Origin of the sequence: uncultured Halopseudomonas sp. (assembly GCF_963977355.1) — a bacterium.
Lineage (GTDB): Bacteria > Pseudomonadota > Gammaproteobacteria > Pseudomonadales > Pseudomonadaceae > Halopseudomonas.
This window is the reverse complement of sequence record NZ_CAXBOV010000005.1, coordinates 1-12,702: the sequence shown is the minus strand read 5'-3', so window position 1 is coordinate 12,702 and position 12,702 is coordinate 1. Positions and strand designations below refer to the sequence as shown.

Sequence of the window (12,702 nt, the reverse complement as noted above, 5' to 3'; positions counted from 1 at the left end):
ATATGTAAATTTCAGACTGCGCTACCAGGGAGGGCCCAGTCAATCGGCTTGCACCCGTGTAGTTGAAGATAGTTGTTTGCGTCTGAAAAATGGCCGTTACCGATAAACCCCCGGTGCGCCGAGAGAGGGGACGGGTGTGCCGAGGTAAGAACGCAATGACTCGACAGATCAAGCTGCTCGGCCTTCTTCCGCGCATAACTGCCCCACAGCATGAAGACCAGATGCTCATGCTGCTGCGCAGCGACCTCGATAATGCGGGTGGTGAATGTTTCCCAGCCCCGCTTGGCATGGGAGCCTGCGTCGCTTGCCTCCACCGTCAGAACCGCATTCAGGAGCAGTACGCCCTGCTCGGCCCAATGGGTGAGGCATCCATGATGCGGCCTGGGGATGTCGAGATCTCTCTCCAGCTCCTTGAAGATGTTCTGCAAGGAGGGCGGCGGTTTTACCCCCGGTGGAACTGAAAAAGCCAGCCCGTGGGCCTGCCCCGGACCGTGGTAAGGATCCTGGCCGATAATGACCACCTTGACCCGGTCCAGTGGGGTGCTATCCAGAGCATTGAAGATTTGCGCCCCCGGAGGATAAATGACCTTGCCGCTCACCTTCTGCGTACGCAAGAATTCACGCAACGTGCGCATGTATTCCTTGTCGAACTCATCCTCAAGAGCAGCTTTCCAGCCCGCCTCCAGCCTGATTTCCCCCTGCGCCATTAGCTACTCCGCTGCTGGTACCGACTGGTCGTTACAGCGCACCACACGCTGACGGTCATCAACCAGCAATCCAGACAAACCGTTATGCCGGCTATCGTGGAGAATCAGGACGCCGTCAACACACTCGGCAACCTGGTCTGCAGCGCGACTGCGCATCTGGCCCGCCTCTGCAGACCCCACCTTGATCAGACTGAACTCGGCCACAACCATGCCCTGCTCCTCACGGGAGAAGTTCAGATAGCCGTAAAAGTACAACACCATCACCGTGGCAAAGACCGTCACGAAGGCAGTCAGGATCATCGGTAACTTGCTCATTTCCTTGCTATCAGTCATACAGATTCATCGAACCTTTGTTAAAGAATATTGGCGTAATCGGCCTCGATCCTGTCGAGACTGAGGTTATTCAGAAAGCCTGAAAAACACATCCATGCGCTCAACGCGTTCAGATCGGCAAAGGGCTCAGGCAGGTAACGCGGCGGCACTACCAGCCCCTCGTCTACCAATTGCCCAAGAGTGCGCATGTCCTCCAGAGTGGTCTTGCCGCAAAACAGCAACGGTATTTGCTGCAGCTTGCCCTTGCGTACCGCTAGCTGGATATAGTTGTAAGTCAGGATAAAGCCCTTCAGGTAGGCCAGGTCCTTGGTAAACGGCAAACCATTGCTGCTTGATCCGCGAAACACCCGGCTGGCATTGGTATAACTGTCCTCACGGCTGTATTCATGTTCACGATAGAACTGGAATACGTCCATGAAATCGCCACCACTTTCCGCCAACTGGATCGCCCGGGTACGGTCAGTCAGTTTGCGCAGGCGTGCTGGATAGGAAGCAAACGTGATCACCTCCATCAGAATCGCCAATCCCTCCTGGGTTACCGTTGAGGACGGTGGTCCCTTGGCCAGAAAGGTGCAGATCGGCTGGTGCTGACCATTCAGGCTTGTGGCTACATGCACCATGCCTTCGTGCACGGCGAGAATCTTCAGATCCCGCTGATTGAACTTGGCGTCACTACGGATCTTGATGTAGTCCGCGCCAGCAGCAGCATCGGCGACAATACCGTCAGATTCAAATACCCGCACTGCCTGATCATCCGGAAAAGCCACATTCATCCGGGCCTGCAGGATTTCCACGGCTTCAGGCGCGGCGATGGTCTTGGGCTCGCTGAGTAGCTCGGCCTTGCCGATATTGGCCAGGGACTCACTTAGCATGATGCCCAGGTCAGTGAGGGTCGGGTCTCCGGCATGAAAGGCATCAGAGGCCGAGCCGTAAAGCTCCTGGGAGATCAGCCCCATGTCAGGCGTGCCTCGTGCTTCGAGCATGCGGATGACCATCCGGTATTCCTTGCACATGCGCCGCATGATCTGGCCGACCGGATTGAAAGTGCCGAGCTGACGGGTAATATCCCGCTCGATGTCCTGGAGCACCTGACGGCGCTCCGCCGGATCGAAGCCTAGCGGACGCTTGGTGTAGTAATCAGGACCCACATCGGGAATGCTTTTGCAGCGCTTGCGGAAAAATTCTTCACGCAGGCTGTCATCCCACTTGATTGCATCGAGAATCCGGATCGGCGCCTGCGCTTCGACAATACGGTCGGACAGGCTGCGGATCACCAACTGGTACTGCTCGCTCTGTTTTACCGTCATGGTGTTCCTGCTTTAGTGGTGTCGTTTAATCCGTGCATCATCAGCATGAACCCCATGGTGATTTTGGACGCGGTGTCACGCGACGCCAACAAACCCTCATGCTGGACACGCCGCAAGTACATCCCTGTAGGCTCGTCGATGGCCGTCCCTGGCCATCGACGGTCCAGCATGAGGGTTTGTTGGCATCGCGACTGAAAGGCGCGCGTTACCCAGAGCACCTAAAACAAAATCCAAAGCCAGTCTTATTTTGCACCTGACTTCAAGCACGACGGAAACCTGATCAAACTTCCAATCCTACACGAGTGTCTGGGTGCGGCCTTTGGCGGACCGTCGCTGGTCAGGGACGGCCAGCGACGAGCCCACATGGGTGTGCTCGTAGCGTGTCCGCCAAAGGCCGCATCCAGACACGCCACGCTCATTCACCGCATGATCAGGTTTCCCTGCACATACCGAGCAAAAAATGCCAGAACTTCAAACCTCAGGCCGCATATGCGGAAACAGGATCACATCACGAATGGACGGCGCATCTGTGAGCAGCATAACCAGACGATCAATACCAATGCCCTCACCCGCCGTCGGCGGCATGCCGTATTCCAGCGCACGCACAAAATCAGCGTCGTAGTGCATGGCCTCGTCATCGCCAGCATCCATGTCTGCCACCTGGGCCAGGAAACGCTCGGCCTGGTCCTCGGCATCGTTAAGCTCCGAATAGGCATTGGCAATCTCGCGTCCACCGATGAATAGCTCGAAACGATCAGTCACGCTCGGATCGTCATCGCTGCGCCGCGCCAAAGGCGACACTTCGAACGGATAGCGGGTAATGAAGGTTGGCTGCTCCAGGCGGTGCTCGACCAGTTCTTCGAAAATCATGGTCTGCAATTTGCCCAGGCCCTCGAAACCTTTCACATCCGCACCTGCCTTCTTCGCAATCGCACGCGCCTTTTCCAGGTCACGCAGGTCGTCGGCATTGATATCGGGATTGAATTTCAGAATCGAGTCGAAAACTGACAGGCGTGCAAAGGGCTCACCGAAGTGAAAGACCTTGCCCTGGTAGGTCACATCCGTGGTGCCCAGCACTTCCATGGCCAGTTCACTGAAGAGCTCTTCGGTCAGGTCCATGTTGTCTTCATAGTCCGCATAGGCCTGGTAAAACTCGAGCATGGTGAATTCCGGGTTGTGCCGGGTCGAAACACCTTCGTTGCGGAAGTTGCGGTTGATCTCGAACACCTTCTCGAAACCACCCACTACCAGTCGCTTCAGATACAGCTCCGGGGCAATCCGCAGGAACATCGGCAGGTCCAGCGCGTTGTGGTGAGTCTCGAAGGGCTTGGCCGCCGCGCCGCCGGGGATGGTCTGCAGCATCGGCGTTTCGACTTCGAGGAAGTTACGGTCAGCCAGAAACTTGCGTATGTGTGCGACCACGCGCGAGCGAATAAGGAACGTCTTGCGCGTCTCTTCATTGACGATCAGATCAACATAACGCTGGCGATAACGCTGTTCTGTGTCGGTCAACCCATGGTGCTTGTCCGGTAGCGGCCGCAGTGACTTTGTCAGCAAGGTCGCCTTTTGCATCTGCACATAAAGATCGCCCTTGCCCGAGCGCTGCAAGATGCCTTCAGCGCAGACGATGTCGCCCAGATCCCAGTGCTTGATTGCATCCAGGGTTTCGGCTGGCAGGCCCTTGCGATCGACATACAACTGAATACGGCCGCTGACGTCCTGCAGTACCAGGAATGCGCCACGATTAAGCATGACGCGCCCGGCTACCTTGACCGGGATCGCAGCCTCCTCGAGTTCTGGCTTGGTCTTGTCTGCATAGGTTTTCTGCAGATCGGCACAGTAACTGTCACGGCGAAAGTCGTTGGGGAAAACTCGGCCCTTGGATCGCTCGTGCGCGAGCTTCTCCTTGCGCATCGCGATCAGGCTGTTTTCTTCCTCGTGATGGGCTTGCGGGTCTTGCGGCTGGTCGGTCATGTTTGCGTATTCCTGGGCGTAACAGTTGTATTGCGTAAGTCAGGCGGTATTGGGCATCGGGCCCGATGCAGAGCGTTAAAGCCCCTGCTTCAGGCTGGCCTCGATGAACTCGTCGAGATCCCCATCAAGTACCGCATTGCAGTTGCTGTTTTCGATATTTGTGCGCAAGTCCTTGATGCGCGACTGATCGAGAACATAAGAACGGATCTGATGCCCCCAACCAATATCGGACTTGCTGTCTTCCAGCGCTTGCGCCGCAGCGTTGCGTTTCATCATTTCCTGCTCGTAGAGCTTCGCGCGCAGCATTTTCATCGCCGTATCACGGTTACCATGCTGGGAGCGCTGGCTCTGGCAGCTGACCACGGTATTGGTCGGTACGTGCGTAATACGCACTGCAGAGTCGGTGGTGTTGACGTGCTGACCACCAGCACCCTGGGACCGATAGGTATCCACTCGCAGATCGGCCGGATTGATATCGATTTCAATATCGTCATCAATCTCAGGGGAAACGAACACTGCGGAGAAGGAAGTATGCCGGCGATTACCTGAATCATAGGGACTTTTGCGCACCAGGCGATGGACGCCAATTTCGGTTCGCAACCAGCCAAAGGCGTATTCACCTTTGATGTAGACAGTGGCGCTCTTGATACCGGCAACTTCGCCACCGGAGACTTCGACAATCTCGGTTTCGAATCCGCGTTGATCAGCCCAGCGCAGGTACATGCGCAGCAGCATGTTGGCCCAATCCTGGGCCTCGGTGCCGCCGGAGCCGGCCTGGATATCCAGATAGCAGTTGGTCGGATCCATCTCGCCACTGAACATACGACGAAACTCGAGCTTTTCCAGACTCTTCTGCAGGCGCTCCAGCTCGGTGACTACGTCGGCAACCGCACCTTCATCCTCTTCCTCCGCTGCCATTTCCAACAGCTCGGACGCATCGGCCAGGCCGCCGTGCATTTCGTCCAGCGTTTCTACGATCTGCGCCAGCTGAGCGCGCTCGCGTCCCAGACTCTGGGCCCGCTCGGGGTCGTTCCAGACGCTGGGGTCTTCCATCTCACGTTCGACTTCGGTTAGACGGTCATGCTTTTGATCGTAGTCAAAGATACCCCCTGATAGTCTCGGAGCGACTACGCAGATCTTTGATGGTATTAAGAATTGGATTGATTTCCATGGTGACAAATCCCGTCAGGCAAAAGCCGCCACTATAGCGGATTTCGGGCTCCACGTGCAGTAGTCAAGGGTTTGCAGAGCAGCCTGCGGTGGCGCCGCGGGGGAGCCACCGACCCTGCCATCTTTCAGCGGGGCAATACGCGAACGAATACGATGGTCCCGATACCCCAGAACGCATTGAGGATGAAACCGATAATGAAACGTCCGGGCAACTGAGCCATGTCAAAGCCATATCCCTTTAGCGGAAAGACGACGATCAGGGCGACCAGAGTCAACGCTATGCCGCCGAAAAGTGCCGCTTTCAGCCAGATCAAGCCATGACCGATCTTGTCCAGCACCGCAATCATGACCAGCGCCCAGAGTCCGCCCCAGAAACTGGCAGAGATGACCGAGGGAATACCCAGCGGAACCGTGGGCTGTAGCGAATAAGGTGCGAACGGCACAACACCGGCAGAGTGTAGAAGTCCCAATGCAGCCTGATGAAAGCACAGAACCGCCAGGAATCCAGCAATAAAAACGAATATCCAACGTTGCATGACGTAACCCCATTATTGTTTGAAACACGACTATAGCAGGGCCCGGGCCTTGCGCCAGCTGTCGGTAATCCGGTGAAACCAAAGGGATGCCTGAAGGGTTGACTCAGATCAGTTGGCTAACGCGGACGACTGCCTAGACTGTACACAACAGGTCATCCATCTGCACCGGAGTTCATACCGTGAGCCAGCTATTACCCGACCAGCAAACCCTCGACGATCATGCTCAACAGTATCCTGCCTTCGCACGCTGGCGTGCCGGTCATGGCGTCATCATGCATACGGCGCAAACCCAGGCCGCGGTGTATCGCCTGGCTCACCTGTTACAGCAAAAAAACCAACATCCTGACCCCGAGAGTGTATACAACCAGCTTATCGCCCTCGACCACCTGACCAGTGCCGGCATGTGGCTGGTGGTTCACATGACCTATGCCAAACGTTGCCAAACCGATGGTGCACCGCTGGCACCAGAGGATTTCAAGTCCAGGCCAGAGGGTCATACCGGTGGCGCTCTGAACATGGTGCCCGCCTACGCAGCCTACCTGGCACTGGATAGTCTGACTGGACGTACGCGCAGCTGGATCATGGGCCAGGGACATTGCGTGGCGGCGATTGACGCTATCAACGTACTGGTCGGCAACCTGCATCCTGAGCAATCCGCGCGCTATGCCGGCGACGCCGGACTGAACCAGCTCCTGCGCGATTTTTACGGCTATGCACAAATGCCCAGTGGGCGTCCTGCTGCGCCACTGGGCAGTCACGTAAACGCCTTTACCGCAGGCGGAGCAATTGAGGGCGGCTATCTGGGCTTCGCTGAACTGCAATACGCGCATATGCCACTTCCGGGCGAGTCGCTGGTGGCCTTTTTATCTGACGGCGCGGCAGAAGAGCAACGCGGCAGCGACTGGATCCCACGCTGGTGGCGAGCGGAGGACTGCGGCCTGGCCCTACCGGTAATGATTGCCAATGGTCGACGCATCGAGCAGCGCACCGAGCTGGGTACCGAAAAAGGCCTGGATGCCTTTGCCAAGCATCTTCGCGCCTGCGGTTTCGATCCGATGCGCATCGATGGTCGCGACCCCGCGGCCTTTGTCTGCGCCCTCTACGAGATGGAGCAGCGCATGGAGCGGCGTGTGGAGGAGTATCGGGGCGGTCTGCTGCAGTACCCGCTGCCTATTCCCTACGCCATAGCCGAGACGATCAAGGGGTTCGGCTTTTATGGCGCTGGCAAGAACGCTGCACATAACCTGCCGCTACCGGGCAATCCACGCCATGATCAAGCCTCGCGGGACCTGTTCAATCAGCATGCCGGATTGCTCTGGGTCAGCCCCCAGGATTTGCAGCAGGCAAGCGAGCAACTCAATCAGCATGCTGCTGATAATCGTCCGCGCGAGCGAGATCACGCCCTGGCGAAGCGCAACCCGGCCGAGCCGATCATTCCGCCCCTGGAATGGAGCCAGGATGACGTTTCACCGATGCGCGCGGTCGATCGCTTTTTCACTTCACTGGTCGAAGCCAATCCAGAGCTGCGCGCCCGCGTAGGCAACCCCGACGAGCTGGCCAGCAACCGCCTGAGTGGCGTTCTCAAAGCGCTCAAACACCGCGTGCTGGAGCCGGAAAGCGAACTGGAAGCAATTGATGGCAGAGTCATTACCGCGTTGAATGAAGAGGCTGTGGTATCCGCCTGTCTGGCCAACAAAGGAGGATTGAATCTGGTCGCCAGTTACGAAGCCTTCTGCGTGAAAATGCTCGGAGCCGTGCGCCAGGAGCTGATCTTCGCCCGCCATCAGAAAGAGGTCGGCCGGCCCGCCCAATGGCTGGGATTTCCGCTGATTGCCACCTCACACACCTGGGAGAACGGCAAGAACGAGCAATCGCACCAGGACACCACCTTTTGTGAAAGCCTCCTTGCCGAGATGCATGACGTGATCCGCGTTCTATTTCCCGCGGACTACAACAGCACGCTGGCACTGCTGCCTGGCGTCTGGCAAGCACGCGGGCAACTCAGCTGCATGGTCATAGCCAAGGGCGAGTGTCCGGTCTGGATGAGCCCGCAGCAAGCCCACCAACTGGCAGATCAGGGCGCCATCGTGCTCAATGAGCACCACGGCAAAGGTGAGCCGGTACTCTTGATCGCCAATGGCGCTTACCAGCTGGGTGAAATGCTCCGCGCCGCTCATCGTCTGACCGAGCATGACCAGTCATGGCGACTGGTATATCTGCAGGAGCCAGGACGATTCACCTCCCCCCGCGACCCCCATGAGGCGGCTTGCAGTGCCAGTAACCATGAGATGGAAGCATTGTTTCCCGCCAGCATGACCCGGCGTGTGATGCTCACGCATATGCGTCCCGAGGTCATGCGGGGCCATCTGCACAACCTTTTCCCAATGCCGGCCCGTAGTCAGGTACTAGGCTATATCAACCAGGGCGGTACATTCGACCAGGCGGGAATGCTGTTCGCCAACCGTTGTACCTGGGCCCACGTACTGACGGCCGCCGCACTCACGGCGCCCGAAACCAACTCGCAACACTGGATGGACGAGCAGGAGTGGGCCGCCATAGGTGGTCGCGGCAATCCCGCAATACTACGCTGAGCAGCGTTGAGCGGTACCCGAATACCGAATGCTAGCGTTTTTCAGACGCCAGCATCCTGGCGAGCTTTTCCGCAATCATCAGGGTAGGCGAGCAGGTGTTGCCGGAGGTGATGGTCGGCATAATCGACGTATCTGCAACACGCAGCCCCTGGATGCCATGGACGCGCAACTGGTGATCCACCACCGCTTCCGGCCCCTGACCCATCGCACAGGTGCCTGCCGGATGAAAGATCGTGGTACCTATGGCCGCAGCTGCCTGAGCCAGCTCCTCATCGCTCTGCAGCGCGACCCCCGGCAAATACTCCTCCGGCTGATAACGTGCCAGTGCGGGTGCTGCTGCAATGCGCCGGGTAAGCCGTATGGCATCCGCCGCAACTTTCAGGTCATCAGGGTGAGTCAGATAATGGGGTTGGATTAGCGGATGAGTTGCGGGGTCAGCACTGGCAATCTGCACCCTCCCTCGACTTTTTGGCCGCAGATTGCAAACTGACGCAGTGAAAGCCGCAAACGGATGCAGGGGCTCGCCAAAGCGCTCAAGGGACAAGGGCTGCACGTGGTATTGCAGGTTGGCTCGGGCCTGCTCTGGATCCGAGCGGGCGAAGGCGCCCAACTGACTAGGCGCCATGGCCAAGGGACCGCTGCGGTTCCATGCATAACGCAACCCCATGCCCGCCTTGCCCCACCAGCTAGCCGCCATCCGGTTCAGGGTGGGCACCCCTTCGACCTTGAAGATCAGGCGTAGCTGCAGATGATCCTGCAGATTTTCCCCCACACCCGGCAGCTCATGTCTCACCTCGATCCCGTGTGACTCAAGCAGCGGGCGCGGACCAATTCCGGAACGCTGCAAAAGCGTCGGCGAGCCGATGGCTCCAGCGCAGAGTATGACTTCACGTTCGGCGCGGATCTCAAGCTCACGCCCCTGCCAGCCAATACGGACACCGCAGGCACGCTTGCCTTCAAACATCAGCGTTCTCGCCTCGGCTTTGGTAAGCACAGTCAGGTTTTGACGTTCGCGCACCGGTTTGAGATAAGCACTGGCCGAATTCCAGCGGACACCACGACGCTGATTTACCTGGAAATAACTGCTGCCCTCGTTATCACCGGTGTTGAAGTCATCAATAGGCGCAATACCATTTTCCTCCGCGGCCTTGCGGAAATGATCCAGCAGGGTCCAGTGCAATCGCTGGGTCTCGACCCGCCACTCGCCTGTACCGCCATGATGCTCACTGCCACCTGCATAATGGTTTTCAGACTTGATAAACAACGGCAGAACGTCCTTCCAGCTCCAGCCAGGATTACCCGCGGCAGCCCAACCATCGTAATCTGCAGCCTGACCGCGCATGTAGATCATGCCATTGATTGATGAACAACCACCCAGCACCCTGCCCCTGGGATAGCCCAGGCTGCGTCCACCCAGACCTTCTTCAGGTTGCGTCTTGTAACACCAGTCAGTGCGCGGGTTGCCTATACAGAACAGATAGCCGACCGGAATGTGAATCCAGGGAAGATTGTCCTTCCCGCCAGCCTCAACCAGCAAAACACGGGTAGCAGGATCTGCCGATAGTCGATTGGCCAGCAGGCATCCGGCAGGGCCGGCGCCGACAATAATGTAATCGTAGTGGGAGTCAGGAGCGCGCATTGGTCACCCATATTGTTGTTTGCACCGATGGTGGCACACCGGAGACAACCCGCAAAGGCTTCACACAGCCTGCAAATGCCTGACCATAAGCTGCAGACTCTGACGCCCGCGGAATTCGTTGATGTCCAGGGTGTAAGCCAGCAGCACCCGCTGAACTCCCGGATTGGGCCAGGCCTTGGGGTCGATATTGAAGGCAATGGCATCCAGTACATCGCTGGCTCCAGGAAGCTGCACCACCATCTTCAGATGTCGCTCGCCTACCAGCCGCTGCTGAATCAGCAGGAATTCACCATGAAAACCCGGCTCGGGAAAATGTTGACCCCAGGGGCCCGCCTCACGCAGCTGTGACGCCATATCAAGATTGAACTCGCCTTGGTCCAGCTCACCATCGGACAGCAACCTGCCCGTCAGGTCATCTGCTGTCAGTTGCCGCCTGACCTCAGCATCAAAGGCTGCCTGGAAAGCCTGGAGATTATCCTGGGACAGGGACAACCCTGCCGCCATCGCATGACCGCCAAATTTGCTGATCAGACCTGGATGGTGTGCTGCAACCGCGTCCAGAGCATCGCGTATATGCAATCCGGGGACTGACCGGGCAGATCCCTTCAGATCGCCCTTTCCGGCATCGGCAAAAGCTATGACCGGACGATGATATTTATCCTTCAGACGCGAGGCCAGAATACCAATAACCCCCTGATGCCAATCAGGATCGAACAGACAGAGTCCATAGGGCAGCGCGCTGTCCTGCAGGTCCATGGCAGCCAGAGTGGTCAACGCCTGCTGCTGCATGTCACGCTCAATGGATTTACGGTCTCGATTCAGAGCGTCGAGTTCCCGTGCGATATCCTGGGCTAGCTGCTCGCTGTCAGTGAGCAAACACTCAATCCCCAGGCTCATATCGTCCAGGCGTCCAGCTGCATTCAGACGAGGCCCAACAATAAAACCCAGATCAGTGGAGACCAGACGCTGAGCCGGCCGCCCAGCGACTTCCAGCAAGGCTCTAATACCAGGCCTGCACCGTCCGGCCCGAATGCGCGCCAGCCCCTGATGAACCAGAATGCGGTTATTCGCATCCAGTGGTACCACATCAGCAACGGTGCCAAGGGCAACCAGATCCAGCAGTTCGCCCAGATTGGGCTCAGGACGAGTTGCATTGAACCAGCCCTGTTCGCGAAGCGCCGCACGAAGCGCCAGCATCACATAAAAGATAACTCCCACACCGGCAATGGCCTTGCTGGGAAAGGTGCAGCCTGGCTGGCTCGGGTTGACTATCGCATCCGCCGCAGGCAGCTGCTCGGCGGGCAGATGGTGGTCGGTCACCACGACCTTCAATCCGGCAGCCTTTGCTGCAGCCACGCCCTCGATACTGGATATACCGTTATCAACAGTCACCAACACTGCTGGTTTGCGCGTCAGCGCGACCTCAACTATCTCAGGGGTCAGGCCATAACCGAACTCGAACCGATTGGGTACCAGATAGTCCACCGCACCTGCACCAAGGGCCCGTAACCCGAGCACGGCGACGCTGCTTGCGGTTGCACCATCGGCATCAAAGTCACCCACCACCAGAATCGGTTTCTGGTCGTGCAAAGCCTCAACCAGCACCGCAACAGCCTCCGGCATGCCCTTGAAGAGGGTGTATGGCAGCAGCGCCTTTAGACGTTTATCCAGATCGGCAAGACTATTAACCCCACGGGCCGCATAAAGACGAGTCAGAAGCGTGGGAAGATCGCCAAGCGCGGGCAGTTCTGCAGGAACGGGACGGGATTCGATTCGCATCAGAGACTCACTGCTCCGCCATCAGCCATTCGAGCGGCAATTCAACCTGGACAGTGGCATCACTGACATACAGCACACCGTCTGTAATCATCAAACCCCAATCGACAGTACGCGCCAGACTGTCTGCCAACTGATCCAGCGGCTCCTGTGGCAGCGCAACGATATGCAGGTTTTTCAAGCCGGCAACTGCGGGCAGGACCTTGGCCGACCAGGCACGAGCGTTGCCATACACCAGAAGGGACACCTTCTCCGCACGGCGTGAACACCAGATCAGGCGCTCGGCATCAGGCTGGCCGACTTCTATCCAGTGCTCAATGCGATCATCCAGACTTTTATGCCAGAGTGCTGGCTCGTCTACCTCGGACAGCCCCCTGCCAAATGCCAGACGTTCCTGATACCAGATCCCATATGCGAGCACGCGGGCAATCATCCTTTGAGCTGTCTCGGAGGGATGACGGGCGACCTTCATGCGCATCGACTCGTAGATGCCTCGGTCGGTGTCGGTCAGGTTGAGGTGGACTTTATAGGGCGTTGCTTGCTGAGCCATGGGCGTCCAGATCGGCTAAAAGAAGCGCGCAGTGTACCTTAAAAAGCTTCCCGAAAAATTGCAGTATGAATCGCCCCCAGTATTCTAGACACTTGCCAGACTCTGGTAGTGACGCTTTT

Annotated in this window: 10 protein-coding genes; 1 reads left to right on the top strand and 9 read right to left on the bottom strand. The window is 57.7% G+C overall.

What is annotated here, in order from left to right:
- Positions 1 to 11: 11 nt before the first annotated feature.
- The 6 genes from ung to AAC076_RS03350 all read right to left on the bottom strand — a co-directional run bounded on the left by ung (position 12) and on the right by AAC076_RS03350 (position 6,027).
- Entirely contained in the window at positions 12 to 707 is a 696-nt protein-coding gene (gene ung, locus AAC076_RS03375) for a uracil-DNA glycosylase (RefSeq protein WP_339842977.1), read from the bottom strand.
- A 3-nt stretch (positions 708 to 710) separates the two neighbouring features.
- Entirely contained in the window at positions 711 to 1,040 is a 330-nt protein-coding gene (locus tag AAC076_RS03370; protein WP_339842975.1) for a hypothetical protein, read from the bottom strand.
- A gap of 20 nt (positions 1,041 to 1,060) precedes the next feature.
- Positions 1,061 to 2,347, bottom strand: coding sequence for a flavohemoglobin expression-modulating QEGLA motif protein (locus AAC076_RS03365; RefSeq protein ID WP_339842974.1), 1,287 nt, complete (start codon positions 2,345 to 2,347; stop codon positions 1,061 to 1,063).
- Positions 2,348 to 2,818: 471 nt separating this feature from the next.
- Entirely contained in the window at positions 2,819 to 4,321 is a 1,503-nt protein-coding gene (gene lysS, locus AAC076_RS03360) for a lysine--tRNA ligase (protein WP_339842973.1), read from the bottom strand.
- A 75-nt stretch (positions 4,322 to 4,396) separates the two neighbouring features.
- Positions 4,397 to 5,492, bottom strand: a protein-coding gene (gene prfB, locus AAC076_RS03355) for a peptide chain release factor 2 (RefSeq protein ID WP_339842972.1) whose coding sequence is annotated in 2 segments (ribosomal slippage) — positions 4,397 to 5,419 and positions 5,421 to 5,492 — 1,095 coding nt in all. Because the reading frame shifts where the segments join, the coding sequence is not laid out codon by codon here.
- 124 nt (positions 5,493 to 5,616) lie between these two features.
- Entirely contained in the window at positions 5,617 to 6,027 is a 411-nt protein-coding gene (locus tag AAC076_RS03350; protein WP_339842970.1) for a hypothetical protein, read from the bottom strand.
- A gap of 179 nt (positions 6,028 to 6,206) precedes the next feature.
- On the opposite strand from AAC076_RS03350, the gene AAC076_RS03345 reads away from it, so the two are divergent.
- A complete protein-coding gene (locus AAC076_RS03345; protein ID WP_339842969.1) occupies positions 6,207 to 8,618 on the top strand; it encodes a xylulose 5-phosphate 3-epimerase in 2,412 nt (803 codons plus the stop codon).
- Positions 8,619 to 8,649: 31 nt separating this feature from the next.
- Here the strand turns inward: AAC076_RS03345 and AAC076_RS03340 are convergent, their stop codons facing one another.
- From AAC076_RS03340 to AAC076_RS03330, 3 genes are read right to left on the bottom strand one after another with little or no spacing between them, the layout of a single operon-like run.
- Positions 8,650 to 10,257, bottom strand: coding sequence for a GMC family oxidoreductase N-terminal domain-containing protein (locus tag AAC076_RS03340; protein ID WP_339842968.1), 1,608 nt, complete (start codon positions 10,255 to 10,257; stop codon positions 8,650 to 8,652).
- A gap of 60 nt (positions 10,258 to 10,317) precedes the next feature.
- Positions 10,318 to 12,036 carry a single-stranded-DNA-specific exonuclease RecJ gene (recJ, locus tag AAC076_RS03335; RefSeq protein WP_339842966.1) on the bottom strand — a complete coding sequence of 573 codons (1,719 nt, stop codon included), beginning with the start codon at positions 12,034 to 12,036 and terminating at the stop codon, positions 10,318 to 10,320.
- 7 nt (positions 12,037 to 12,043) lie between these two features.
- Entirely contained in the window at positions 12,044 to 12,583 is a 540-nt protein-coding gene (locus tag AAC076_RS03330; protein ID WP_339842965.1) for a YaeQ family protein, read from the bottom strand.
- Between the last annotated feature and the right edge of the window lie 119 nt (positions 12,584 to 12,702).